This is a genomic window from Roseateles sp., from assembly GCF_965262435.1.
Classification (GTDB): domain Bacteria; phylum Pseudomonadota; class Gammaproteobacteria; order Burkholderiales; family Burkholderiaceae_C; genus Paucibacter_A.
Window position 1 is genome coordinate 2127529 of record NZ_OZ253537.1, and the last position, 24617, is coordinate 2152145.

23 protein-coding genes are annotated in these 24617 nt (G+C 60.7%); 12 read left to right on the forward strand and 11 right to left on the reverse strand.

Annotated elements, in window-relative coordinates; translation table 11 throughout:
- Positions 1-33 precede the first annotated feature (33 nt).
- From ACQY39_RS09215 to ACQY39_RS09270, 12 genes are read left to right on the forward strand one after another with little or no spacing between them, the layout of a single operon-like run.
- Complete coding sequence (locus ACQY39_RS09215; RefSeq protein WP_428505489.1) at positions 34-1092, forward strand: Gfo/Idh/MocA family protein; 1059 nt, start codon at positions 34-36, stop codon at positions 1090-1092.
- A gap of 2 nt (positions 1093-1094) precedes the next feature.
- On the forward strand, positions 1095-1691 hold the full coding sequence (locus ACQY39_RS09220) for an acyltransferase (RefSeq protein WP_428505491.1): 597 nt from the start codon (positions 1095-1097) through the stop codon (positions 1689-1691).
- A gap of 5 nt (positions 1692-1696) precedes the next feature.
- On the forward strand, positions 1697-2800 hold the full coding sequence (locus ACQY39_RS09225; protein ID WP_428510767.1) for a DegT/DnrJ/EryC1/StrS family aminotransferase: 1104 nt from the start codon (positions 1697-1699) through the stop codon (positions 2798-2800).
- A 21-nt stretch (positions 2801-2821) separates the two neighbouring features.
- Positions 2822-4012 (forward strand): hypothetical protein, encoded by a 1191-nt coding sequence (locus tag ACQY39_RS09230; protein ID WP_428505494.1) that lies wholly within the window; start codon positions 2822-2824, stop codon positions 4010-4012.
- Complete coding sequence (locus tag ACQY39_RS09235; protein ID WP_428505496.1) at positions 4009-4674, forward strand: acyltransferase; 666 nt, start codon at positions 4009-4011, stop codon at positions 4672-4674. Before ACQY39_RS09230 ends, ACQY39_RS09235 begins: the two co-directional genes overlap by 4 nt.
- A gap of 1 nt (position 4675) precedes the next feature.
- Complete coding sequence (asnB, locus tag ACQY39_RS09240; protein WP_428505498.1) at positions 4676-6664, forward strand: asparagine synthase (glutamine-hydrolyzing); 1989 nt, start codon at positions 4676-4678, stop codon at positions 6662-6664.
- Positions 6661-7770 carry a glycosyltransferase gene (locus tag ACQY39_RS09245; protein ID WP_428505500.1) on the forward strand — a complete coding sequence of 370 codons (1110 nt, stop codon included), beginning with the start codon at positions 6661-6663 and terminating at the stop codon, positions 7768-7770. The genes asnB and ACQY39_RS09245 overlap by 4 nt, the downstream gene beginning before the upstream one ends.
- Positions 7767-8861 (forward strand): glycosyltransferase, encoded by a 1095-nt coding sequence (locus tag ACQY39_RS09250; RefSeq protein WP_428510769.1) that lies wholly within the window; start codon positions 7767-7769, stop codon positions 8859-8861. The genes ACQY39_RS09245 and ACQY39_RS09250 overlap by 4 nt, the downstream gene beginning before the upstream one ends.
- Positions 8858-10126 carry a glycosyltransferase family 4 protein gene (locus tag ACQY39_RS09255; protein ID WP_428505502.1) on the forward strand — a complete coding sequence of 423 codons (1269 nt, stop codon included), beginning with the start codon at positions 8858-8860 and terminating at the stop codon, positions 10124-10126. The genes ACQY39_RS09250 and ACQY39_RS09255 overlap by 4 nt, the downstream gene beginning before the upstream one ends.
- Entirely contained in the window at positions 10123-10836 is a 714-nt protein-coding gene (locus tag ACQY39_RS09260; protein ID WP_428505504.1) for a class I SAM-dependent methyltransferase, read from the forward strand. The genes ACQY39_RS09255 and ACQY39_RS09260 overlap by 4 nt, the downstream gene beginning before the upstream one ends.
- A 10-nt stretch (positions 10837-10846) precedes the next feature.
- Complete coding sequence (locus tag ACQY39_RS09265) at positions 10847-12028, forward strand: DegT/DnrJ/EryC1/StrS family aminotransferase (protein WP_428505506.1); 1182 nt, start codon at positions 10847-10849, stop codon at positions 12026-12028.
- A 16-nt stretch (positions 12029-12044) separates the two neighbouring features.
- Positions 12045-12635: a sugar transferase gene (locus ACQY39_RS09270; protein WP_428505508.1), complete on the forward strand. Its 591-nt coding sequence runs from the start codon at positions 12045-12047 to the stop codon at positions 12633-12635.
- A gap of 272 nt (positions 12636-12907) precedes the next feature.
- On the opposite strand, the gene ACQY39_RS09275 is transcribed toward ACQY39_RS09270, so the two are convergent.
- The 11 genes from ACQY39_RS09275 to ACQY39_RS09325 all read right to left on the reverse strand — a co-directional run bounded on the left by ACQY39_RS09275 (position 12908) and on the right by ACQY39_RS09325 (position 24572).
- Positions 12908-13978, reverse strand: a complete 1071-nt coding sequence (locus ACQY39_RS09275) for a DUF1972 domain-containing protein (protein ID WP_428505510.1) — start codon at positions 13976-13978, stop codon at positions 12908-12910.
- Positions 13975-15078 carry a glycosyltransferase family 4 protein gene (locus ACQY39_RS09280; RefSeq protein WP_428505512.1) on the reverse strand — a complete coding sequence of 368 codons (1104 nt, stop codon included), beginning with the start codon at positions 15076-15078 and terminating at the stop codon, positions 13975-13977. The genes ACQY39_RS09275 and ACQY39_RS09280 overlap by 4 nt, the downstream gene beginning before the upstream one ends.
- A gap of 26 nt (positions 15079-15104) precedes the next feature.
- Positions 15105-16259 carry a non-hydrolyzing UDP-N-acetylglucosamine 2-epimerase gene (gene wecB / locus ACQY39_RS09285; protein ID WP_428505514.1) on the reverse strand — a complete coding sequence of 385 codons (1155 nt, stop codon included), beginning with the start codon at positions 16257-16259 and terminating at the stop codon, positions 15105-15107.
- Positions 16256-17605 carry a hypothetical protein gene (locus ACQY39_RS09290; protein ID WP_428505516.1) on the reverse strand — a complete coding sequence of 450 codons (1350 nt, stop codon included), beginning with the start codon at positions 17603-17605 and terminating at the stop codon, positions 16256-16258. The genes wecB and ACQY39_RS09290 overlap by 4 nt, the downstream gene beginning before the upstream one ends.
- Positions 17593-18777: a glycosyltransferase family 4 protein gene (locus ACQY39_RS09295; protein WP_428505518.1), complete on the reverse strand. Its 1185-nt coding sequence runs from the start codon at positions 18775-18777 to the stop codon at positions 17593-17595. The genes ACQY39_RS09290 and ACQY39_RS09295 overlap by 13 nt, the downstream gene beginning before the upstream one ends.
- Before the next feature lies 1 nt (position 18778).
- Positions 18779-19042 (reverse strand): acyltransferase, encoded by a 264-nt coding sequence (locus tag ACQY39_RS09300; protein ID WP_428505520.1) that lies wholly within the window; start codon positions 19040-19042, stop codon positions 18779-18781.
- Between the two features lie 375 nt (positions 19043-19417).
- Positions 19418-20572: a glycosyltransferase family 4 protein gene (locus tag ACQY39_RS09305; RefSeq protein ID WP_428505522.1), complete on the reverse strand. Its 1155-nt coding sequence runs from the start codon at positions 20570-20572 to the stop codon at positions 19418-19420.
- Positions 20573-20586: 14 nt separating this feature from the next.
- A complete protein-coding gene (locus tag ACQY39_RS09310; protein ID WP_428505524.1) occupies positions 20587-21720 on the reverse strand; it encodes an N-acetyl sugar amidotransferase in 1134 nt (377 codons plus the stop codon).
- The gene (locus ACQY39_RS09315) at positions 21717-22484 is read right to left on the reverse strand and encodes an AglZ/HisF2 family acetamidino modification protein (RefSeq protein ID WP_428505526.1); all 768 of its coding nucleotides are present in this window, start codon (positions 22482-22484) and stop codon (positions 21717-21719) included. The genes ACQY39_RS09310 and ACQY39_RS09315 overlap by 4 nt, the downstream gene beginning before the upstream one ends.
- Positions 22477-23109, reverse strand: a complete 633-nt coding sequence (gene hisH / locus ACQY39_RS09320) for an imidazole glycerol phosphate synthase subunit HisH (RefSeq protein WP_428505528.1) — start codon at positions 23107-23109, stop codon at positions 22477-22479. The genes ACQY39_RS09315 and hisH overlap by 8 nt, the downstream gene beginning before the upstream one ends.
- A gap of 29 nt (positions 23110-23138) precedes the next feature.
- A complete protein-coding gene (locus ACQY39_RS09325) occupies positions 23139-24572 on the reverse strand; it encodes a lipopolysaccharide biosynthesis protein (protein ID WP_428505530.1) in 1434 nt (477 codons plus the stop codon).
- Positions 24573-24617: the final 45 nt, after the last annotated feature.

Below are 24617 nucleotides of genomic sequence, written 5' to 3' on the forward strand. Positions count from 1 at the left end.
AACCACAGGTACCCGATGAGCGGGGGCCTTCCCATGAGCGCAACTTTTCCCATCCTGGATCGACCCATTCGATTTGCTTTGGTCGGCTGCGGCCGAATTGCCAAGAACCATTTTGAAGCTCTTGCCAAGCATCGAGATCGTGCTGAGTTGGTTGCAGTTTGCGATGTCCTGCCCGATGCGCTCGCTGCGGCGACGGCTGCCACCGGTGCCAAAGGTTTCAGCAACTACAGCCAGATGTTGGCTGAAAGCAATGCCGACATTGTGGTGTTGACCACGCCAAGTGGCTTGCATCCACTGCAAGCTATCGAGGCAGCGCGTGCCGGTTTCCACGTGCTGAGCGAGAAGCCGATGGCCACGAAGTTCGAGCAGGGCATGGCCATGGTGCAGGCCTGCCGTGACGCTGGCGTGAAGCTTTTCGTGGTGAAGCAAAATCGCTTGAACACGACAGTGCAGTTGGTCCGAAAAGCTATCCAACAAGGCCGTTTTGGGCGCATCTTTTTAAGCACAGTCAATGTGTTCTGGACGCGGCCTCAGAGTTATTACGACGCAGCGAAATGGCGCGGGCGATGGGATCTGGATGGCGGCGCCTTCATGAATCAGGCAAGTCATTACGTGGACCTATTGGATTGGTTGGTGGGCCCGATCGACAGCGTCCATGCCTACACGGCCACACTCGATCGTGACATCGAAGCAGAAGACACAGGGGTCCTGAGCGCTCGTTTGCGCCATGGTGGCCTTGCTTCGATCAATGTGACCATGCTGACCTATCCCCAAAACCTCGAGGGCTCCATCACCATCCTTGGTGAAAAGGGGACGGTCAAGATCGGCGGCACCGCGGTCAACAAGATCGATCACTGGCAATTCTCTGAGCCGCATCCGGACGATGAACAGATCAAGAACGCCAGCTATGACACTGGCAGTGTTTACGGCTTCGGCCATCCGCTGTACTACGACAACGTGATCAAGACTTTGCGCGGCGAAGCTCATGCAGAAGTCGATGGTTATGAGGGCTTGCGCTCGCTGGAAGTATTGGTTGCTGCCTATCGGAGTGCCCGGGACGGTCAGCGTGTCGGCCTGCCGTTGGTGTTCTGAGCATGAGTTACTGGAAACATGAAAGTGCCATCGTGGACGATGGAGCCGAGTTGGGAGAAGGCACCAAGGTCTGGCATTTTGCGCATGTAAGTCCGGGCGCAAGAATTGGCGCGCGTTGCGCATTGGGGCAAGGTGTCTATGTGGGCAATGACGTTCGCATCGGCGACAACGTACGCGTCCAGAACAATGTGTCGGTCTACGACGCAGTGACCTTGGAAGACGATGTCTTTTGCGGGCCCAGCATGGTGTTCACCAATGTCTATAACCCCCGAGCGGCTGTGGCGCGCAAGAACGAGTACCGCCGCACGCTGATTCGTCAGGGCGCGACCTTGGGCGCCAACTGCACCGTCGTGTGCGGCAACACGGTGGGGCGCTACGCCTTTGTCGGCGCAGGTGCCGTGGTGCAAAGAGACATCCCTGACTTTGCCCTGGTCGTCGGCGTCCCGGCCCGGCGCATTGGCTGGATGAGCCGCTTTGGCGAGCGCTTGAATCTGCCTTTGCAGGGCGAGGCGGAGACGATATGTCCGCACACGGGTGATCGGTATCGCTTGCAGGGTGAGCTGTGTGAACTGATTGAAGAGGGAACAAAGGAACAATGAGCAATTTGCCTTTCATCGACCTCAAGGCGCAGTACGCTGCCTTGAAGACCCGCATTGATGCACGTATCCACGCGGTGCTTGACCATGGCCAGTACATCATGGGCCCCGAGGTCAAGGAGCTGGAGACAAAGCTGGCGGCTTATGTCGGGAGCAAGCATTGCATCACCGTATCCAGCGGCACCGAGGCGCTGCTGATTGCGCTGATGGCCCTCGATCTGAAGCCCGGCGACGAGGTGATCACGACTCCCTTTACTTTTGCGGCCACGGCCGAGGTGATCGTGCTTCTGGGCGGCGTGCCTGTGTTCGTGGACATCGAGCCCGACACCTGCAATATCGATGTGCGCCTGATCGAGGCCGCCATCACGCCGCGCACCCGGGCCATCATGCCGGTCAGCCTGTATGGCCAGGTCTGCGATATGGACGAGATCAACGCCATTGCCGCCCGTCACGGCGGCATGGCTGTGATCGAGGATGCCGCTCAGAGCTTTGGCGCCAGCTACAAGGGCAAGAAGAGTTGCGGCCTGTCCACCTTCGGCGCCACCAGCTTCTTCCCCAGCAAGCCGCTGGGCTGCTATGGCGACGGCGGAGCCTTGTTCACCGATGACGACGCGCTGGCCCAAGCAGCGCGTGAGATCCGCGTGCATGGCCAGAGCCAGCGCTACACCCACACCCGGCTGGGTGTCGGCGGCCGCATGGACACGCTGCAATGCGCCGTCGTGCTGGCCAAGCTGGAGCGCTTTGATTGGGAGATTGAGCAACGCCTGAAGATCGGTGCACGCTATCAAGCTTTGCTGGCCGATCTGCCGGTGCAGCGTCTGGCCGTGCGAGCCGATCGTGACTGCGTGTGGGCCCAGTTCACTTTGCACCTCGATGCGCGTGAAGCCGTGCAGCAGGCCTTGCAGGCCGCTGGCGTGCCGACGGCGATTCACTACCCCAAGCCCATGCACCAGCAGCCCGCCTATGCCGCCTACGGCCGCGGTCAGAGCTTCCCTGAGGCGGAGAAGGCCGCACGCCGGGTGATGAGCCTGCCGATGAGCGCGGACTTGAGCGAGGCGCAGCAGGACCAGGTGCTGGCGGCGCTGCGCCAGGCGCTGAGCGCCTCGGTCTGATCGCACGCGGCAGGGCTGGCCATGCTGCGTGATGCCTTGCTGCATGCGGGGGCCAGTGCCTTGACCTTGGTGCTGGTGACCGCCTTGGGGCTTGCAGTTGCATGGCTGCTAGGCCCCGAGGCTTTCGGCCGCTTCGCGACCTTGCAGGCCTTGGGCGCGATGCTGGCACCCCTGGTGGCTTTGCGGCTGGATACGCGTGTGGCTGCCTGCGATTCCGCGACGGATCTTCAGGACGTATTGGCTGGCTCGGTCGGTGGAGCGCTGGGCTTCTCGCTTCTGGGGCTGATGGTGGCCGCCGCTTGTGCCGTGGCGCAGCCGGACGTTGTGTGGCTGGTCTTGGCGGTGCTGTCGATGGCTGTGCTCAGCTGCTTGTTGGATGCTTGGGTGAATGGTTTGGCTTTCTTAGGGCTGCGTAACCGTTTGATGGCCTATCGGACTGGCCGTCAGGTTTTGCCGGTGGCCGGCGCCTGCGCGGCAGTCGCCGTGAAGCCCAGCGTGGACGCAGCGGCCTTGGGTTGGGTGTTTGGCGCCTTCGTCTGCGCGGCATGGGCCTGGTTCTGCTTGCCCGTGCAGGGCCCACTGACCCTGGCGCGTTGGCGTCGCAGCTGGGTACAGCATCGTCATGGTTTGTCTGCTTCGCTGAGCTTGGGCGTGCTCAACACGGTGTGGCTGAATGGGCTTTTGCCCGCGCTGCAAGCGCTGGGGCTGTCCGCAGTGGCGGGGCAATATGCGCTGGTGCAGCGCTTACTGGGCGCGCCGCTGGGCGTTGTCTCCGTGACCCTGAATGCCCTGCTGATGAAGTCCAGCAATGTCCTGCATCGCCAGCCTTGGCGGCTGCTTGGGTTGGCGCTGGGTTTGTTCGTTCTGGCCTCAACGACGGGGGCGATCATTCATATGGCCTCAATCGGCGTCTTGCCCTGGCAGTTGCCTGAGCGGTGGCGCATGGAGGGTGACATGTTTTGGCCGGCGGTGTTCTTCTTGTCTGCCTCGTTTGCTGTGGGCGGTTTGAGCATCGTGAGCATTCGCTTGAAGGACGAATGGTTCCTCACCGGGTGGCAGGCCGTGGCCTTGGCATCTTGGGGTGGCGTGTTGCTTCTGATGCCCTCCGTCGAGGCGTTTCGATGGATGCTGTTGCTGGGTGGATGCGCCTATGGCGTGCTCCTGTTGCGCTGGGTCTGGCGTGCTCAGCCAGAGATGAGGCTCGTCCCATGAATGCCACGTGGAAGACGCGTTTGCGCGCATGGCAGAGGGCCTTGCTGTTGCGTCTGCCTTTCTTTCGCGCTTTTGCAGAAACGGCGGGAACCGGCTGCCCGGTGAATGCGCGCTATATGTTCTTTCAGAAGGTGCTCGGCTTCAATCGCCGGGTGCCTTGGCCGGTGCATTTCACGTCGGTGGTAAGTGGCTCCAATTACATGCGCATCGGCGTCAATACGGCGCCCGGCGCGTCCATCGGTAACTACATCTTTGCCAGCCCGGAGGCGCCCATTCACTTCGGTGACTTTTGCGTGATTGCGAGCAATGTCTGTATTGGTTCCTTCAACCACGACGCCTACAACATCAGTCGCTACACACACAAAGGCGGCATCACGCTGGGCAACTATTGCTGGGTGGGCGCCAACGCGGTGATCCTCTCGGGTGTCGCGCTCGGCGATCACACGGTGGTGGCCGCTGGCGCTGTGGTGACCCGCTCATTTCCCGAAGGCCATTGCGTGTTGGCCGGTAGCCCGGCACGCGTGATCAAGACCTTGGACCGTGATCGGGTTGAGCGCTTCCTGCCACCTTATCTGTACCGCGGCTATCGGCGCTTGGGGCCGACGCCGCAAGCCGTCTCGCGCGGCGCACTGGGGCAGGGCTGCCCGGACGGGGGCCACTGAGATGTGCGGCATTGTTGTCGTGCTGACCCCGCAGCAACCGACCCCGCTGGCGGCGGTGCAGGGGATGAACACGCGCTTGCGCCATCGCGGCCCGGATGACGAGGGCTATCTCGTGCTGGATGGCGACGGACTGCAATGCCTGGGCGGGCCAGACACACCGCCGGGTGTCTGGCAACTGCCCACCGGGTTTGAGCCGACAGCGTCTATTGCCGACCAACCGCGCCGTGCCGTGCACCTGGCCTTGGCCCATCGACGATTGGCCATCGTGGATCTCTCGCCTTGGGGGCATCAGCCCATGCGCAGAGGTGCTCGGTATGCCGTGGCCTTCAATGGTGAGATTTACAACCACGTTGAACTGCGTCTGGAACTGGAGGCCTTGGGTCACAGCTTCCGTTCGCACTCGGACACCGAGGTGCTGCTCGCGGCCTACCAGCAATGGGGCCCGCAGGCACTTTCGCGTTTCAACGGGATGTGGGCGTTCGCCCTGCTGGACCTGGAGCGCGGACAGCTATTCATCGCCCGAGATCGCTTCGGCGTGAAGCCGCTTTACTTCTGGACGGACGAAAAGGGTCAGGTCTTGCTGGCCAGTGAGATCAAAGCTTTGCTGATGCATCCCTTGGTTCGCAGCGACGTGGATCTGGCCGCCTGTCAGAACTACATCACCGAGGGTGCGCAGGCCTGGACCTCAGGGACCTTGTTTCGTGGCATCCAACGCTTTCCGGCCGGTCACTTTGCGACGGTGCAGATCGACAGGCCGCAAGCGCTGCAGCCGCAAGCGTATTGGCGCACGGATGCTGCCGATGAAGTGGCCTTGCAGCGTCCATTTGATGCCCGCGAGGCCGATGACTGGGCGCAGCGTTACCGAGACCTGATGCAGGACGCGGTGCGCTTGCGCATGCGCATGGACGTGCGCTTCGGCACGGCTTTGTCTGGTGGCCTCGACTCTTCTCAAATTGCCGCATGGGTGAATCAGGAACTGGCCAAGCGCGGCCAGGGTGAGCGGCAGGAGGTGTTCTCCAGCGTCTATGCGCAGCCCCAAGGCCAAGAGGGGCAAGACCGGGCCTTGCTCGCAGCGGACGAGAGCTTCTACATCGGCCAAGTGGCAGAGCGACTGGGCGTGCGCTCCAACACCATCCAGCCGCAGTGGCAAGGTGTTCCGGCCGCGCACGAGCGCATGATTTGGGCCCTGGACTTGCCGCCGGCCAACACCTTGATGTCCAGCTGGCACACCTATGCCTTGGTGGCCCAGCGTGGTGTGGTCGTGACGCTGGACGGGCAGGGTGCGGACGAGCAAATGGCGGGTTATTTGCGTTTCCTGCGCAACCATTTGGCGCACGCCCCCTTGGTGCGCAGTGTTGGAGAAGCCCTGGCCTTGGCTCGCACGACGACGGGTTGCTCCCGGACCGTCGCACTGGGCTTGGCAGGGAACTTGGCCCGCCACTTGGGGGGGCAACCAGCCATGAATGCCCTCGAAGCCCGAGTCGCTCGAGCTGTTGGCATGGGCATGACCTTGCAGCAGGCACTCACGGCGGATGTTCAAACCGGCTTGCAGACCTTGCTGCATTACGCGGATCAATCCGCCATGGCTTGGTCGGTGGAGTCGCGGATGCCCTTCATGGACTACCGCGTGATGCAGTTCCTCGCGCAGGTGCCGTATGCCTACCGCGTGCATGCCGGCTGGACCAAATGGTTGGCGCGACATGCCGCGAATGACATGCTGCCATCCACGGTGCTCTGGCGCCGTGACAAGCTGGGTTGGGCCATCCCGGAGCAGGCTTGGTTTGGGGCAGGCGCTCCTTTGGCGGGCTGGTTTGACGAGCAACTCTCGGGCAGCTCATTTGTCCAGAACTTGGCGCGGACGATGGGTCGCGATCTCCGCGCTGTACCCGCGGCGGAGCGCGTGCGCTGGCTCAACCTCGCGGTGTGGCATCGCTTGTATCAAGAAGAGCCCGATCGACCGGGCCGCAGTTTGGGGCGGGCGCAGGCATGAGTCAGCCGCGCATGGTGTTTCATCACCCCCACCCGGTGCGAGCCGGGGCGCAAACCGCGAGCGGCGTGCGGCCGTTTCGAATGTTGGAGGCCTTTGCCGCTCTGGGCTATGCCGTGGATGCAGTGGTGGGCACCGCGCGTGAACGAGCGCAGGTCATCGCAACGGTGCGAGCTCGTTTGCGCGCTGGGGAACGCTACGATTTCATGTACTCGGAAAGCTCTACCGAGCCGACGCTGCTGACCGAGCCTCATCATCTTCCCTTGCACCCGACGCTGGACTTTGGCTTCATGCGGCAACTCAAGGCCGCGGGTGTCCCGCTGGGGCTGTTCTACCGTGATGTGTATTGGCGTTTTCCTGGCTACGGCGTGAACCTGCCGAGGTGGAAGCGTGCAGCAGCGCTGTGGGCGTATCACCATGATTTGCGGCAGTACCGGTCTTTGCTGGACAGGCTCTACCTCCCGTCCCTGCCGATGAGCGCCTATGTCCCCGAGATTCCAATCGAACGCGTGCGCGCCTTGCCGCCAGGACATGGGGACTTGGCGCCGGTGGCCGCCCGCTCCAGGAAGTCGGGTGAGCCTTTGCATCTGCTGTATGTCGGCGGCATGGGGGCTAACTATCCTTTGCATCGGCTGCTTGAAGCCGTTCACCAATTGCCGCAGTTGCGCCTGACCGTCTGCACGCGGGAAGCGGAATGGCGGGCTGTGGCTGCGCAGTACCCGCTGCCAGACGGGGAGCGCGTGCGTATCGTTCATGCGTCGGGCGCGGGTTTGATTCCCCTGTACGAAATGGCTGACGTGTGCGTGCTGTTCGTGCAGCCCCAGCCTTACTGGACATTTGCGGTACCCGTGAAGCAGTTCGAGTACATCGGCATGGGTTTGCCCATACTGGCCAGCGAAGGCACCTTGAGTGGAGACTTCGTTCGTGATCACGGCGTGGGCTGGACTTTGCCCTACGACACCGATGCCTTGCTGCTGCAGTTGCAGCATTTGGTCCAGACGCCGGACGCAGTGGCCGCGCGCCGGGCACAAAGTTTGGCCTTGGCCCCGCATCACAGTTGGTTGGCTCGGTCTCAGCAAGTGGCGTCGGACTTGCGGAGGCCTGGGTGAGAGTCGCCCTTCTCGCGCCTGCCAACTCCATACATACCGTGCAGTGGGTGAATGGCTTGGCGAGTCGTGGGCTCTCGGTGCATCTGCTCAGCGTGCATCCGGCTTTGGCTGGCGTCGATCCGACGGTGACTGTCCATGCACTTCGGCCCCAGGGCGGGCTGGGCTATGTTGCTGCGGTTCCTGCCATGCGGCGCGTCTTGAAGCGCTTGCAGCCGGATCTGGTTCATGCCCATTACGCCACCGGTTATGGCGCCATGGCCGCTGCAGTCCGAGGGTTCCCTGTGCTGCTGTCCGCCTGGGGCAGCGATGTCTATGACTTCCCCGATCGTTCTTGGCTGCACCGCTGGGTGCTGATGCGGCATTTGCGCAAAGCGACCGCGCTGGCCTCGACGAGCCACTGCATGGCTGCGCGTGTGCGCCAGTTTGCGCCCGAGCGTGAGGTGTTTGTGACCCCGTTTGGAGTGGACACCGAGCGCTTTGTTCCCGAGCAGGCGCGCAATTCAGTCAGCGGTGCTGCGCCTGATGAGCGCCGAGTGCTGCGCATCGGTACGGCGAAGATCCTCGCACCGGTGTATGGCTTCGATATTCTGCTGCGGGCGTTTGCGCAGGTGCGCGCTCAAGGTGTGTCGGTCGAATTGGTGCTCGCGGGCGATGGCCCTCAGCGAGGCGAATTGCAGGCTCTGGTTCAGCAACTGGGCCTTGCTGATGCGGTGCAGTTTTTGGGGGCCTTGCCGCACTCGGAGGTGCCCCGCTTTTTGCAGTCGCTCGATGTGTTTGCAGCCTTGAGCCGTCAAGAGAGTTTTGGTGTTGCCGCGCTCGAAGCCGGCGCCTGCGGTGTGCCTGCGGTGCTCTCGGATGCGCCCGGGTTTGCCGAGGTGGCTGTGGCAGGCCATACCGCCTTGCTGGTGCCGCGAGACGATGTCGCGGCCAGCAGTCAGGCCATGCTTACCCTCCTGCGGGATGAGCCTGCACGCCGTCGCATGGGCGAGGCCGCACGGGCTCATGTGAATGCGCTCTACAGTTGGCCGCGGGTGATCGATTCCATGCTTCTTGTGTATCAAACAGTCCTTGCCAGGACCAGGCGTTCGTGAACATTCTGCTCATCAACCATTACGCCGGCTCCCCCCAGCATGGCATGGAATTCCGTCCCTTCTACCTGGCGCGCGAATGGGTGCGCATGGGTCATCGGGTGCTGATCCTGGGCTCGGTGAGGTCGCATGTGCGTGCCGCCGAGCCGCAGCCGGGCGTGCAAATCATCGACGGCGTGCATTACTGTTGGTACGACACGCCCGAGTACCAAGGCAACGGTGTGGGGCGCTTGCGCAATATCTGGTCCTTCTGCCGTCAGGTTTGGGGTGATGCCAAGAACCTGGCCGAGGGTTTTCAGCCCGATGCCGTGATTGCCTCCAGCACCTACCCCATGGACATCTGGGTGGCGCGCAAGATTGCGCGTCAGGCTCAGGCCAAACTGGTCTACGAGGTGCACGACCTCTGGCCACTGTCGCCGATCGAGCTCTCGGGCATGTCGCCGCTGCATCCCTTCGCCATGCTCTGCCAGAAGGCCGAGAACGACGCCTACCGGGACGCCGATGTGGTGGTGTCCATGCTGCCCAAGGTCCATGAGCACATGGCTGCCCATGGTCTGGATCTGCGCAAGCTGCACATCGTGCCCAATGGCATTGCGCTGGACGAGTGGTCGGACACAGCGCCGCCAGCTGCACTCGAAGGCGAATTGGCCGCGCACCTGGAGGCGCTGAAAGTCCAAGGACAGCTGGTGCTGGGCTATGCCGGCTCGCATGGCTTGCCTAACGCGCTTGATGTGCTGCTCGACGCCGCCCGGCTGCTTCAGCAGGCGCCCGAAGGCAGCACCGCTCGGCACGTGGCCATCGTCATGGTGGGCGGCGGGCATGAGAAGGAGCGGCTTCGGGCCCGCATCGAGGCCGAGGGCCTGAGCCAAGTGCGCTGCTTCGACGCCATCCCCAAGGCGCAAATTCCCGCTTTGCTGGCCCGTTTTGACATTGCCTACATCGGCTGGCAGCGCACGCCCATCTACCGTTTCGGCATCGCTCCCAACAAGCTGATGGACTACATGATGGCGCGCCGCCCGGTGCTTCATTCGGTGGAGGCCGGCAATGACCCCGTGCGCGAAGCCGGCGCCGGCCTGACCGTGCTACCCGAAGACGCGCAAGCGGTGGCGGATGGCGTGCTTCGTCTGGCGGCCCTGAGCGTGGAAGAGCGCGCGGCCATGGGCGAGCGCGGCCGCGCCTTTGTGCTGGCTGAGCACAGCTACCCCGTTTTGGCGCGGCGTTTTCTTGATGCCTTGGCGCAAGTCACCGAAACAGGACCGCAGCCATGAATCAAGGCCAGACGGAGCTGGACGCCATTGCCCAGCGCTATCAGCGCCGCGCCGAGGCCGGCCTGGGCGACCGCTACAGCCTGCTGCGGCCCGAGGTCTGGCAAATGCTGCAGGAGCGGCAGCGTGCTCTTTTGCGTGAGCTGGCGGCGCGGCCCGGGGCAGTGGCCGATTGGCGGCTGACCGAGGTGGGCTGCGGTGCCGGTGGCAATTTGCTGGAGTTTTTGCGCCTGGGCCTGCGGCCCGAGCATCTGCAGGGCGTGGAGTTGCTGCCCGAGCGGCATGCCGCTGCGCGCGCGTGCTTGCCTGAGGCGCTGCGCCTGCATCTGGGCGATGCCTCGACGGCCGCCATCGAGCCGCTGAGCCAGGATTTGATTCTGCAGTCCACAGTCTTCTCGTCCATCTTGAGTGACGACGTGCAGCAGTCGGTGGCCCAGGCCATGTGGCGCTGGCTGAAACCGGGCGGTGCCGTGCTCTGGTATGACTTCATCGTCGACAATCCACGCAATGCCGATGTGCGCGGCGTGCCGCTGCAGCGTGTGCGGGCTTTGTTTCCTGAGGCCGAATCGATTCGCTGGCAACGCTTGACCCTGGCGCCGCCGCTGGCCCGCTGGGTTTGCAGGCTGCATCCCCAGGCCTACACCTGGATCAACACCATTCCCTGGCTGCGCACCCATGTGCTGGCCGTGATCGAGAAGAAGCCTTTTGCCTGATATGTCCGCCATGAGTGAGTCGCCCCCCGTGTCGCCCCAGCCTTTTCTGCCCTTTGCCTTGCCCGAAATCGGCGAGGACGAAATCAATGAGGTGGTCGACACCCTGCGCTCCGGCTGGGTGACCACCGGCCCCAAGGCCAAACGCTTTGAGCAAGAGTTCGCTGCTTTCTTGGGCGAGCCCGAGATCGAGTGCATCGCCGTCAACTCTGCCACCGCAGGCCTGCACCTGGCGCTTGAGGCCATGGGCATTGGCCCCGGCGACGAGGTCATCACCACCACCCACACCTTCACAGCCACCGCCGAGGTGGTGCGTTACTTGGGCGCAGACGTGGTGTTGGTGGATATCGACCCTCGGACCCTGAACATCGACCCCAAATTGGTCGAGGCTGCCATCACTCCGCGCACGCGCTGCATCATCCCTGTGCATTACGCCGGCCTGGCGGTGGACATGATCGCCATCCTGGATATCGCCCGCAAACACGGCCTGCGCGTGCTGGAAGATGCCGCCCATGCCCTGCCCACCACGCTGGAGAAGGAGCTGATCGGCACCATGGGCAGCGACGCCACGGTCTTCAGCTTCTATGCCAACAAGACCATGACGACAGGCGAGGGCGGCATGCTGGTGACTCGCAATGCCGAGCTGGCCCAGCGAGCCAAAGTCATGCGCCTGCACGGCATGAACCGTGATGCCTTTGACCGCTTCAGGTCAGTCGTGCCCAGTTGGTATTACGAAGTTGTGGCGCCAGGCTTCAAGTACAACTTGACGGATCTAGCGGCCTCCTTGGGGCTGCATCAACTCAAACGGGTCCCTGTTTTTCAGGCACGGCGTGAGCTGATCGCCGCGACCTATAACAGTGCGTTTGCGGATCTGCCGTTGTCCTTACCTCCTCAGCCACCTGAAGGGGATGTGCACTCCTGGCACTTGTATGTGCTGCGCCTGGGCGACGAGGTCAGAATCAGCCGCGAAGCCTTCATAGAGGCCATGTTCGCAGCCGGTATTGGTTGCAGCGTGCACTACATCCCGCTGCATTTGCAGCCCTACTGGCGTGACCGTTACAGTTTGAAGGCCGAGCAGTTTCCGCACTCTCAGAAAGCATACGAACGCAGCATCAGCATCCCGCTGTACACCGCCATGTCGGATGCCGATGTACAGCGGGTGATAGCTGCGGTGCGCAGAATAGCCTTGAGCTGAGGCGAGTCGAGCTTCAATGGCCAAGCGGCTTTTCGATATCGTTTGTGCTGGCCTCGGGCTGCTGATCTTGCTGCCATTGCTGGTCGTGCTGGCGCTCTGGATCAAATGGGATTCACCCGGCCCGGTGCTGTTCAGGCAGGAGCGGGTGGGACGCTTCGGCAGACCCTTTCACATTCACAAGTTCCGCAGCATGCGCAAGGATGCGCCGGTCGTAGGTCCGCAGATCACGGTCGGTGACGATACGCGCATTACCCGCAGCGGGCGCTTGCTGCGTATGGCCAAGCTGGATGAGTTGCCCCAACTCTGGGACGTTCTGCGTGGCACTATGAGCTTGGTGGGGCCTCGACCCGAGGTGCCACGTTATGTTGCGCTGTACACGCCGGAGCAACGCGAACTGGTGCTGTCGGTGCGGCCTGGGATCACCGACCCTGCATCTTTGCAGTTCCGGAATGAGAGCGAGATCTTGGCCTGCGCCGCCGACCCGGAGCGTGAGTATGTGGAAGTGATCCTGCCCATAAAGCTCCAGATTGCTGGAGACTATGTGCGTCGGGCCAGTTTGCGGACCGATATAGGGTTGATCTTTGCTACGCTGAGACGAATTTTTTGAGACTCTTCCGCCCGACGATTGCGTCATCTGGGCCAGTGCCTGTTTCATGTTCACCCGGCCACGGTGTGTGGTGAACTCGTAACTTGCCTATGCGGACAACACGGCAACTCAGCCATGCGTTCAAGCGTGATGCAGTGAAGCTGATCAAGGACCGCGGCATGTCGATCACGCAGTCGGCGCTAGACTTGAATACATGCTTGGGACTGTGAACGACCCACCGAGTCGCATGGCTCGGTTGGTCGGGCACAGTGGCAGTCGTTGAAGAGCTGGCCTTACGGCCTGCACAGTTTTAGGTAACTGTCGGCAATTCCTCGCCAGCGATACCGTTCACGCAACACTGCAAGCTTGTCGTTGGCGATTTGTCCAGTGTCCTTGCCTCGCATGAGCCCAGCTAGGCCGTGGGCGTCGCGGAAGTACTCGCCCTCGTGATCCAGCGTAGAACGGTTGAACACGCAGTCATAGGCCAGCATCCGATGGGTGTGCTGGAGCGCCTCGACCAGCGATGGATTCGTGCCGCCGACACTGTGCCCATGCAGATAGCCGCTGGCCTTGCAGCGCAGCGCAGCGAGCCGAGCTACGTTGTAGACCGGATCCATCAGCATGATGCCTTCCCGGTCGGCATAGCGTGCTTTCAGTTCGTGGCCATAGCTGCTGGCTGCCCAGTTGCCGACAAAAACCAACCTGCTACCCGATTGAACCGCGGCCTCCAGAATCATTTGGCAGTTGTTTTCAGGCTCAATGCGGGCAATGGAAAGCCAGTAGCCTGGTGCCGGCGCGGGGCCTTCGGGTTCAACCAATGTGTGGTCACCGCCGTAAGCGATCAGTACCGGCTCAATGCCGTGCAACTCTCGCGCAAGTGACACAAGCGCTGCGTTGTCGGCAATGATGGTTTTGGAGAAGCGCGTTGCGCACCATTCGAGCCCGCGTAGCACTTTCTTCGCCAGTGTCCCAAACTTGTCCCGGCGCCATTCCATACCGTCGATGTTGGTCACGATGCGCATGCCAGGTCGAAGTAGGCGTAGCACAGGCAGGAACCAAGCGCCTGAATAACCGAGCACCAGCAGCGTGTTGACACGTGCAACGAGGGCCGCGTGAAGCATGGCCAACGGATCGTGCAACATGCTTTGCGCGCCATTGGCCCTGAGTGGAACGAAGACTCGTCTGTGCCCCGCGAAGGGCGTGGCTTCGGCGTCCTCTGGATAGGCGCTGCGTTGGCAGTAGAGGATCAGTTGCGCTTGGCTTGGCGTCAGGTTGCGAGCTAATTGCTCGACCAGGGTTTCGAAGCCGCCATATCTCGCTGGCACGCCCACGGTGCCGACAACACCGATCTTCTGCAGCTTCAATTGGCTACCCTGCTGGATTTGGCGTGGGCCAGAGCCGCCTCGTAACCACGAAGTGTGGCGGCTGCTGCCTTTTCCCAGGTGAACTCTCTGCGTATCCTTTGTTGCAGTGCCGTGGGCGCAGTTGCCGCAAGAGCTTGTGTCAACGCTGTGCGAATTGAAGGCACCGATTCCGGGTCAGCGTAGTACGCGTCAGCCTCGAAGTAGTCACGGGTGTCGCCCTTGTCTGTGATGACGAGGTTGCAACCCATTACTCCCGCCTCTAGCGACGACAAGCCAGGCGTTTCCATCCAACTGATCAGGGCATGGACTTTGGCTACTGCATAGTACTCAGCAAGCTGGTTGTGATCGACCTGTCCTATGAAATGAACGCGCGGCCCGGCTTCGCGCTGGACTGCTTCGTAGTAGCCAATGTTATTCATCGCAGGCTTGCCGATCAGTACAAGGTCGACTGGTAGATCACGCGCGGCGCGAATCAGTTCCAATTGACACTTTCGGCCCTCGATGCGCGCCGCGCTCACGATGCAACCGCGAAGACGCTCAATCTCTGGCCTCGGGCGAACTTTGCTCGGATCGAAAACTTCGATGTCAACGGCGTTTGGAACGATTTCGAATGGACGTGCGCGTGCAACGGGGAAATCGTGGTGAACCCGTTCCATTTCGCTGCCAGAGTTAGGCAGGAATACATCCACCAAGTCAACGAGCCTGGCGCACTGGTGGTGGTAGCCATACAGCGCGATTTGCCAAGCTCCCTTGCTCATGGAGCGATTCTTGACTCCCTTTGCAACGACTTTCAATCGCTCGATGTTCCAAGCGGAAAGATGCCTGCTCGCCACGCCTGCAAGCCCCCCTCGGGCTTTGCGCTCGAACTCGGTATAGAGCCCATAGATTGTTGACAAGGCGACGGGTACACCCTGCCGACGCGCGTTCTCAGCCTGCGTGAACACATCATCAGGACGCATCAGGTTGAACAGGTGGACGAGGTCGTAGCCTTTCAAGCTGGGCTCGTCTGTCGTACCAATGTCAACCTCTACGCCGAGGCGGCGTAGATACTCGGCGGTTTTTACCAGTTGAACCGTGTCACCGCCGGGCGCAGTGAACAAGGTCGATCGGGATTGAAAAAGTATTTTCACTTGGGACTGGGTGAATTCGGCGTATGGAGAATGGACTCAAGCACTTGGCGGATGCGCACGCTGGCTTGACCGTCTCCGTAGGGGTTGTGAGCCTCGGACATACCCCGGTAGGCTAGTTCGTCGTCGAGCAGTTTGACTGCCGCCGAGTAAATGCGATCGGCATCAGTGCCGACCAATTGCACCGTGCCCGCGGCCACGGCCTCGGGACGTTCGGTGTTGTCTCGCATCACCAGTACTGGCTTGCCTAGAGATGGAGCTTCCTCCTGGATGCCCCCAGAGTCAGTCAAGATCAGGTAAGAGGCCCGCATCAAGTAAGTGAAGGGCAGGTACTCGAGCGGCTCAATCAGGTGTACGTCCGTAGCGTCAGCCAGCAGTCGGTTGACTGGTTCTCGGACGTTGGGATTCAAATGCACTGGATACACGATGTTGACGTCACCACGTTCGGCAAGCCGTTTCAGTGCGAGGCATATGTTCTCAAAGCCACCACCAAAGTTCTCTCGGCGATGGCCGGTGACAAGGATTGTTCTCTTGCCGTTCGACAAAAACGGGAACTTGGCAGCAAACGCGGCCGTCTCCAAGTCGGGGCCGTCCAGTCGTTTAGCTACCTGCAGCAACGCATCAATGACCGTGTTGCCAGTGATGTGGATCGTGGACGGCGAACACCCTTCCTTGAGTAGGTTGGCTTGTGAAGTTGAGGTGGGCGTGAAGTGATATGCAGCGATGCGGCCGACGATGCGCCGATTCATTTCCTCGGGCCAAGGCGAATAGATGTCGTCCGTACGCAGACCTGCTTCGACGTGTCCGACAGGAATGCGAGCGTAAAAGGCGGCCAGCGCAGCCGCCATAGCGGTCGTGGTGTCGCCGTGCACGAGAACCAGGTCCGGCGCGCATTCGGCCAGGACTGGCCTCAGCTCTAGCAGCACCCGTGCCGTGATGTCGCTCAAGTCCTGGCCCGCGCGCATCAAGTTGAGATCGTAGTCGGGCTGGATGTCGAACAGGCCGAGAACCTGGTCCAACATCTGCCGATGCTGCGCGGTCACGCAGACTTTGACGTTCAGTTGTGCCGAGGCACGCAAGGCCGACACGACGGGGGCCATTTTGATGGCTTCGGGCCGTGTGCCGAAGACCAGTAGAACTGTGGGGCGGGTCATGGTTGGGGGGGGATTGGAATGGGTAATGTCGTGGTGTCGGCGTTGGCCGGCTCGGTGAAGGCGGCCCGCAGTGCGGGAGCAGTGGACGCCGCTACCAGGAGGAGGAGCAAGGTCATGACTTGCGGTGAAAACACGACGTGTCCGGCCATGAAAGCGTGTATGAGAACCCCGGCAACAGTAAGCCGTAGGGGCCAGGCCAGACGCTGTTGGGCAATCGATGCCATCCCGCGGTACAGCAGCAGGAAGTACAGCGCGGTTCCAGCGATCCCGTAGCAGGCGAGCAGATCAAAGCCGTCCATTTCGAATGTTGTTCCTTCACCGCGGGCCAGTAGCAGCGGCGCTTCCGAGATGGCCCTTACATGGAATTCTCCGGCCCCGAAGGTCCAAAGCAAGGTGTTGAGCTCATGGTCTGCTAGCTGTGGGTAGATCGCATCGATGTAATCTTGGCGTCCACGAAACAGGAATGCCACCAGGCCGTCATCGAAGAGCGAGCGGAAGAAGGTGGACTGCACGAGAACCATGATTTCGTCGAGGCGGCTCAGCACGACCAATGCGATACCGGTAGTAGCCGCGATGAGGGTCAGATAGCTGATTCGCGCCGTCCAGCCGCCGATGCGTTGGCAAATGGCGAGCAGAGTTGCCGCGCAGATGACTGGCGTGAACAGCGAAGACTTGGTGAAGACATGTGTGGCGGCCCAGCCGTAGGCCAGCAGGGACAGCGCTGCGACCAAGGCGGGCTGACGCAGGCGATTGTGCAAGTCTCCCACCACGACAGGGCAGGTCAGGAGCAGCATCAGGCCTACCTCGTTTGCACCGATCGTGAAACCTTTGCCGGCCTCCACGCCCCGGCCCCCGATTGAGCCACCCAGACCTGTGAGTTGGCCCAGCAGCAATGACAGCAGGATCAACCATCCATAGGTCAGGATGACGCGTCGCGCGTCTTCCGCTCGCAACAGGCCGCCAAGCATGCAGGCGCCCAGATAGCAGGCGAGTAAGGGCCCGTACAGAAGTCGCAGCGTGGCGCTGACCTCAAGAGTGACCGCAGCGCTGTTGAAGCCGAGTAAGAAGTGCAAGAAGAAGAATGCGCAGAAATACAGCAGCGAGGCGATGACAAGCCGACGGAGATCCGGGCTTACGCTCCGGCTCTCCAGGACCCAGCCAAAGAACAGCAGGATCAGCAGGCCTCGCACCAGCAATGCTGCTGGAAACACTTCCTGCACGGCGCCACCAAAGGTATCAACCAGTGCGGTCGCATACAGCGGCAATGCGGCCCACGGCCGCATCGTGGAAGCGCCCAAGGTGCTGTCGAACTGGGGGCGCTGTGAGACCGTGGTCAGGCCGAACATGCCAAGTAGCGCAAAAAGTGACTGACATGCGCGTCCAGTGAGTAGTCCTTGATCACGGCTCTGCTTGCCTGCACCTTTCGGATGTGTGTGGCCGGATCACTGGCGGCTGCAGCGAAGGCTGCGGCCAGGGCAGGGATATCGCCTTCGTTTACAAATATGGCTTCTTCTTCTCCCAATACCTGCTTAAAGATAATCGAGTCCCAGGCCACCACCAACCGCTGGGTGCCGATCAACTCGAGCAGTCCGTTGGACACGCCGCCGCCGCCCGATTCCTTCGAGTAGGTCAGGCAAACGCCCAGGTCGATGGAATCCAGATAGGCCGGCATGTCCTCGTTGCGGATCGCGCCGAGATAGCGTACCCGCTCTGCATGGCGGGATTCACAGGCTTCGGCAAGCTCCCGCAGCGGCCCATCGCCAGCGATTTCGAAGCGCACATCAGAGACGGCATTGGGCTGGGCCAGGAAGTGGTCGATGGCGCCGAGATATGCGCGTAGGCCTTTTTCCTCGCTCAGGCGGCCAATGTAGGACACGCAAATAGGTCGGCGCGTGAGCACGGGTCGAGTGGCTTGCGCGAAGCGCTGAAGGTCCAACGCATTGGGGATGGCTTCGACATGATGGCCGAGCAAGGTCTCGTAGATGGCCTTGGTGTCATGGCCGTTAGCAATCACCTTGTCTGCGCGGCGCATGAAGAAACGCTCCGCACTTGCAATGAGTCGACGCCCACCTTGCCCATGACGGTGGTTGATCTCCTTGACCCAGACGCCCCGAATCCACAGCACCAACTGCTGCCGACGCAAGCCAAGCAGGCTAGCCAGCGCGATGATGGCGCCCTCGTAAAAGGTGCCGATGCCGACGATGGCACTGCGGCTGTCGGTTCGGCTGCGCAGCGCTCTCGTCACACTCCAGCAAAACTTCGCAATTCGCACAAGGGATGCCAGCTTGTTGCGAGTCACCGGCAGCCGTGTCTCGATGAAAGTGATACGAGGATCGCTGAATGAACTGATCCGGTTCTCGCCTTCGCAAGTCGCGTCGGACATGTAGTACACGAACAGTGCAGGAGAGTCGGGGCGTTCCAGCAGTGCCGGAAGGATATTGTTGAGCCAAGTCTCTCTGCCACCCCCATGGCTGAGTAGATTGGAAAACATGACGAAGTGCAGGCTGTTGGGTGCCATATCAAGCCCCTTGCTCGGCTCGATGCGGCGTCATCTTGCGTATACGCGCAGGCATCCCTCCGACTCCGGAGAAATCGGGCGTCGATTGCGTGACTACTGAGCCCGCAGCCACGGTACAGCCGCGCGCGATCGTCACCCCGGGCAGGATGATGGCGCGTGCACCGATCCAAGCGTCGTCGAGAACCATCACTGGCGTTGAGGCCTCGCTTTGTCGGGAGTAGGTGTCGAGCACCGGGTTCCAGACATGGTTGGACGTGAGGATCATGATCTCCAGTCTCATTGGAACGAGGGCCTACAGGTCACTTGGACTGCACAGCTGGGGCAGCAGTTCAGGCCAATGCCGGTGTTGTCGCCGATGGACAGCTTGTGTGGGCTACCGATGTAGGCACCTGGCCGCAGAGGGACGCCCTGACCGCAGGAGCGGACCAGCCGTCGCGGCAAGGCGACCCTGAGCTGACACGGCCATGACTGTAGGCCACTAGAGGGGATGTGGCGCGCCGAGCTCAGGGCTAGGCGCAAGAGAGTGGTGGTAACGCGTGTCATGGACAGGACGGTATTGAGGAGCCAGCCCCCAGTCGCTTGGACAGCGGGCTGTGCTTGGCCGCGGCTGATGCAAAGGCCATAAGTGTCCCCGCAAGAGTTAGATGGCATTCGTCGAGGTTGCTTGTGCTCGATCGCGGATCAATTCGATCTCTCGAGCTACCGTGGCTTGCCAGCCGGTTTGAGCGAGGCTCCGTGCCCCGGCCTTGCGGGATTTCTCTAGGAACAGACTCGGTTGCTCATCAAGCGTTCGTATTGCCGTAGCGATCTCATCCGCGCCCCGTGTCAGATAGCCCTCCTCGTCGCTGACGAATTCGGGGATGGCCGTGTTGTCCGAAGTGATGGGGACCAGGCCGCTTGCCATGGCCTCGCACATCGAAACGCCTTGCGCGTCTTGACGGGTCGGGCAGAGGAACACGCCGTGGCGGTCATGCATGGCCTTGATCCCGTCGTGATCGAGCATCTGGTTCTGCAACTGGACATTGGGGTAGCTAAGTCCCTGCGTGAGCTCGTCCCATAGCGCACCTTGTCCAACCACAGTGAACTGCAAATTCGCAAAACCGGGGTAGGTCCGAGCCAGCTTGTGAATCGCTTCAATGGCTAAGTCATTGGCGTACTTGGCTGAGCCGAAAGACCGGATTAGCAGGATACGCCGCCGATCTTCCCCAGTCTTCTCGCAGAAGTGGAACTGTTCTGTGTTGATGTAGTTGGGTATTTCTAGCGCGCGCTGAAGGCGCTCGCCAACATCGACCTCAGCAATCTCCCGCATCCATCGCGAGACGAAGACGAAGTCAATCGCATCACCGGCGTTCGCGCGACGAAACAGTCTTCGCATGGCTGCGCGCTGTATGTGATTGCGCACCACATAGCGAAGGAACTGCGTCAGCGATAGCGTCTTCAAATAGAACAGGCGATTCGTCCAAGACAGGGCTTCCTCACCGTGGATCCAGACGATCAATGGTGCGCGCGTCAGGCGCGGCAGTTCATCGCACAAATGTGCCTGGATGAAATGAGCCAAAACCACATCAGGCGCAAAATCACGCACGGTGGAGGCCAAACGCGAATGGCCGACGCTGACTACACGGATACCGTTCAGTTCGTAGGCGGGTTCTCCTGAACCTCGCTTACTCAGTTTGACGACCTGAATGTCCGCCCCCAGCTCGCGCTTGTAAGCTTCCAAGCGCGTGCGCACGAACGCATCGGCGTATCCAGGTCCCGGCTTTGGGTAGTTGTCGCAGAAGACGAGAATCTTCATGGTGCCGTGCTTTGTCAACGCGAACGAAGCGAGCGAAGCGCCTTCAACGTGCGGGTGGCGAAGTCCCAGAGCTTGTCTTCGCTTGGGTACACATCATGCGCAATGGGCGGACGTGAGATGTACGCCTCCAGTTGAGCTTGAGTCCACCCCATCTTTTTCAAAAAGTACTGTCGGTCCTGGCTCAACTGCGCCTCGGACGGATAGGGGATGCCTTCCAAATCTCGGAGTGCAACTGCACGATCCAATTGCCCGGATGCTACGAGCGTTCCCAGATGTAGCTTGCGCTTGTCGATACCAAACTTAGTCGGGAGCAAATAGCCCTGGTAAAAGCGGGTGAAGATCGACTCGTAATGCTTGTACGGATAGGGTTTGTAGCCGTACTTCTCCTGCAGTTCCTTGAGTACTGCCGTCTTGTTGTAGGGCATCAGATCCAGCACGGAAACCCAGCGGATGCCCTTGATAAATCGGAATCTGAAAAAGTCCAGTGTTCCGATTGATGGGAAAGTGCGTAGCGCCGTATTGGTGAAACGCTTGCCGATCGCCTGGATGTTTCGCTTGTCGAACTTGTTCCAGTTCCATCCTTTGGGCATGGGCATGCCTTCGGTTGCAGAGTTAGTGCCTGCGAGCAAATGTTTGAGGCCAAATTTGGCTGCTTGCTGGTAGTTCACGGCAGCCATCGCGTTGTCGTAAAGCAGCTCCACGTCCAGCACGTCCGCATCGAAGAAAGCTTGCATCAGTGCTTTGTACTCGGGCCAGTCGATGACGTGGGTGTATAGGTCTATCCCCAAAGCCTGTACCAGGTTGGCGATGTTGTTTTGCGCAAGCTCGGAGTTCCAGCCGTTGTCCATGTGCACGGCAAGCGGGCGCAGGCCGAGCTCGACGCACCTCACCAGAACCCAGGAACTGTCCACGCCACCGGAGACGCCGACAATGCAGTCGTAGCGTTTGCCTTGGCCAGCCCGTTTGACTTCTGCGACCAATGCTTGCAGTTTCTTGGCCTTCACGTCGGACGTGTCGTCCAGTACATGCGCGCAGCGCTCCAGGAAGTCAGTGCAGTAATTGCAGTTGCCCACAGAGTCAAACTGAATATTGGGTACGCTGCTGTCCATAATGCAACGTGCGCAGATTTGCTTGGTTTTTTGATTCATGACTTGACGCCCAGCGTCTGCTCTAACTCTTCGTACTTGGGATAAGTGATCAACACGGCGCGATGAGGTCCGTGGAACACGAAAAAGGCCCCTGCAGCGACGGCAGATGCGCCCGCATCCACCGCTTTCTTGAAGTCGTCCAAGCTGGCTGCGCCGCCGCAAGCGATGACGGGGACGTTGACGTGGTGTGATGCTTCCGCGATAAGGGCGACATCGTAACCGCAGAGGTCTCCGTCCCGATCTACGGCGTTGATCAGCACCTCGCCTGCTCCGGCGTCTACCATGCGCTTGAGCAAGGCATCCAGCGGTTCCTTGAGCAGTTTGCCGCTAGCCGAAGCATAGACTTTGCGTCGACCCAGCCAGTCTTTTTTGACATCGATCGAGACTGTCACTGCTTGGCTGCCGTATTTTTGCGCTATCTCGGTGACTAAGCCTGGGTTGCGTAGCGCTGCTGTTTGTAGGCTAATTTTCTCCACTCCGCATTGGTAGATGCGGCTGGCATCTTCGAGTGAACCTACGCCACCGCCGTAACACAGCGGCATGAAGCACTCTTCTGCGATGCGTCCGATCGTTTCAAAGTCCGGACGGCGGTTCTCTCGGCTGGCATAAATGTCCAGCACGATCAGTTCGTCCACTTCCTTTTCGTTGAAGATACGGATTGCGTTGACGGCGTCGCCGACATATTTGGCCTGCTTGAATTTTCGGGTCTTGATCAACCCGCCGTTTTGCAGGAGAAGTGTGGGAATGACGCGGTTCTTAAGCATTGGCCGTGTGCTTTAGAAAGTTGGACAGGAGCTGCATGCCAAAGCGATGGCTCTTTTCTGGGTGGAATTGGGCTCCAAATAGGTTGCCTCTGCTGAAGATTGAGACAAAGTCTTCGCCGTAGTGGGTCTTGGCGACGATGTCTTCTTCGTGATCGCAGCGCACCTTGTAGGAATGCACAAAGTAGAAGCGGGTTCGAGCTTCGAGGGCGGGCAGCAGGGGGTTTTCCTTACACAGTTGCACCGTATTCCAGCCCATATGGGGCACCGCGAGGCGCTGCTCAGGTGCGAAGCGAAATTTCTCAACGCTCGCTTCCATCCAACCCAGGCCGCGACGTTCGCCTTCTTCGCTACTCCGGCACATCAACTGCATGCCCAGGCAAATGCCCATGACCGGGATTCGGCGCACCAGCGCTGCGTGATTCAGTTCGTCTACCAAGCCTCGTTTATGCAACTGATCCATGCCGTGGTCGAATGCGCCGACACCGGGCAAGATGATGCGCCGAGCGGCTGCAATTTCAGTGGGCGTTGAGGCTCGCACTGGTTTGGCACCGGCCTTTTCGAGCATGCGCAGCACTGAACCGATGTTTGCCGCTTCGTAGTCGATGACAGAGATTTCGTTGTCCATGGAGATCATTGATTGGTGTGTTGGCGCGCTTAGCCAACCGCCTGTGCTTCGCGGTGACGGAGTTGTCCGAAAATCTCAAGGAGAGCGTTGCGGTAGTGCCAGACGGCGCCTCCGAAAACCATCATCCAGAGCGCTTGCACGACGACTGGATGAGTCCGGCCGATGTGCGCGTGCATGATGGCCAATACGCCAACGATGGCCAGTGGCGCGTACACGCCGGCACGCGGCAGGCTTTGCCAACTCATGGCGCTGCTCTCGGTTCTCAGAATCAGCATGAGGAAAAAAGAGAGTGATGTAGCGGTCGCCGCACCGCCCGCACCCCACAGCGGTATGAGCCAGAAATTCAGGGCGACGTTGACTGCGGCAGTGATCACCGCAGATAACAGAACGAGGCCGCTGCGGTGGGCAATGGCCGCGCCTATGCCGGTGACCTCAGACACTGCATAGAACAGCGCAGGCAACATGCATAGAGCGAGCAGTTCGCGTACGGGCCCGTATGAGGCTGGAAGCAGCCAGTCGAGTACGAACGACAGTGAACCCGCTCCGGAGACGATCAGCAAGCTAGCAGCCACCAGTTTTCGCTGAAGCGCCGCGATGCGGGGTCCGCAGTTTGGCTCTTCTGCCCACTTGAAGGCAGTTGGTACCCATACGGTGGTGAAGATCGTCGACAGAGTCGCTGCGACTGAGGCTACGCCCATTGCGACGGAATAGTGACCTAGCTCGGAGAATGTTGACAGCGAGCGCAGCATGACTTTATCGACCGCCTCTAAGGTCCAGTAAGCAAGTCCTGCGGTCATCATCGGCAGGCCGTACCGCAAGAGCGTTGGCAAGCCGGGTGCTTTCGGCGCACCTGATGGTGGCGGGGCATCTTTTAGTAGCCAAGCAGATCGGGTGTTCCAGGCAAATATCGCTGACGCCGCCACCAGTGAAGCCGTTTGTGCAGCGAGTAGTTGGTCAAAGTGCCGCCTTGGGTCAAAAGCCAGCACTCCGAGGCAAGCGATGAGCAGCAGCTTGGGTAGCAACTGAGACATAGAGAAGGCGAGTCCTCGCTCGCCCATGCGCAGAACTAGGGATGAGAAACGTGAAAGGTATGCCGCAATGATGCCGAGCAGCGCAACGGCACTCAACGAGGTCGAGGCGATCCCGAACATTTGCTGCGATAGAAACTCTGGCCAAAGTGCCATCAACGCAAGCGCGACGGTCAGCAGCAATGCAAGGCCTGGCCAGGCTGTGGTACGCAACAGAGCGCCGCGCTGGTGGCTCTGGTGATACTGACGAGCGAAGCTTTGGTCAAGTCCGAGCGTGAAGGCAACTGTGCCGATGGCGGTGGCGGTCTGAAGCATGGATATCCGGCCAACGTCATCTGGCGCGAACAACCAAGTTGAGAGCGGCAGGCTGACGAAGCCAAGGGCAGAAGCGCCGATCGGTCCAACCGCGAACCCGAGGATGGACCTTCTATTCATGGCCCGAGAGAGTTCTGCACATGTGCTCGCCTGCGATCATGCGGC

Excerpts from the sequence above, each read along its gene's own strand:
- ACQY39_RS09215 (WP_428505489.1), top strand. The coding sequence starts at position 34 with ATGAGCGCAACTTTTCCCATCCTGGATCGACCCATTCGATTTGCTTTG.
- ACQY39_RS09220 (WP_428505491.1), top strand. The coding sequence starts at position 1,095 with ATGAGTTACTGGAAACATGAAAGTGCCATCGTGGACGATGGAGCCGAG.
- ACQY39_RS09230 (WP_428505494.1), top strand. The coding sequence starts at position 2,822 with ATGCTGCGTGATGCCTTGCTGCATGCGGGGGCCAGTGCCTTGACCTTG.
- ACQY39_RS09235 (WP_428505496.1), top strand. The coding sequence starts at position 4,009 with ATGAATGCCACGTGGAAGACGCGTTTGCGCGCATGGCAGAGGGCCTTG.
- asnB (WP_428505498.1), top strand. The coding sequence starts at position 4,676 with ATGTGCGGCATTGTTGTCGTGCTGACCCCGCAGCAACCGACCCCGCTG.
- ACQY39_RS09245 (WP_428505500.1), top strand. The coding sequence starts at position 6,661 with ATGAGTCAGCCGCGCATGGTGTTTCATCACCCCCACCCGGTGCGAGCC.
- ACQY39_RS09260 (WP_428505504.1), top strand. The coding sequence starts at position 10,123 with ATGAATCAAGGCCAGACGGAGCTGGACGCCATTGCCCAGCGCTATCAG.
- ACQY39_RS09265 (WP_428505506.1), top strand. The coding sequence starts at position 10,847 with ATGAGTGAGTCGCCCCCCGTGTCGCCCCAGCCTTTTCTGCCCTTTGCC.
- ACQY39_RS09270 (WP_428505508.1), top strand. The coding sequence starts at position 12,045 with ATGGCCAAGCGGCTTTTCGATATCGTTTGTGCTGGCCTCGGGCTGCTG.
- wecB (WP_428505514.1), bottom strand. The coding sequence starts at position 16,259 with ATGACCCGCCCCACAGTTCTACTGGTCTTCGGCACACGGCCCGAAGCC.
- ACQY39_RS09290 (WP_428505516.1), bottom strand. The coding sequence starts at position 17,605 with ATGTTCGGCCTGACCACGGTCTCACAGCGCCCCCAGTTCGACAGCACC.
- ACQY39_RS09295 (WP_428505518.1), bottom strand. The coding sequence starts at position 18,777 with ATGGCACCCAACAGCCTGCACTTCGTCATGTTTTCCAATCTACTCAGC.
- ACQY39_RS09300 (WP_428505520.1), bottom strand. The coding sequence starts at position 19,042 with ATGATCCTCACGTCCAACCATGTCTGGAACCCGGTGCTCGACACCTAC.
- ACQY39_RS09305 (WP_428505522.1), bottom strand. The coding sequence starts at position 20,572 with ATGAAGATTCTCGTCTTCTGCGACAACTACCCAAAGCCGGGACCTGGA.
- ACQY39_RS09310 (WP_428505524.1), bottom strand. The coding sequence starts at position 21,720 with ATGAATCAAAAAACCAAGCAAATCTGCGCACGTTGCATTATGGACAGC.
- ACQY39_RS09315 (WP_428505526.1), bottom strand. The coding sequence starts at position 22,484 with ATGCTTAAGAACCGCGTCATTCCCACACTTCTCCTGCAAAACGGCGGG.
- hisH (WP_428505528.1), bottom strand. The coding sequence starts at position 23,109 with ATGGACAACGAAATCTCTGTCATCGACTACGAAGCGGCAAACATCGGT.
- ACQY39_RS09325 (WP_428505530.1), bottom strand. The coding sequence starts at position 24,572 with ATGAATAGAAGGTCCATCCTCGGGTTCGCGGTTGGACCGATCGGCGCT.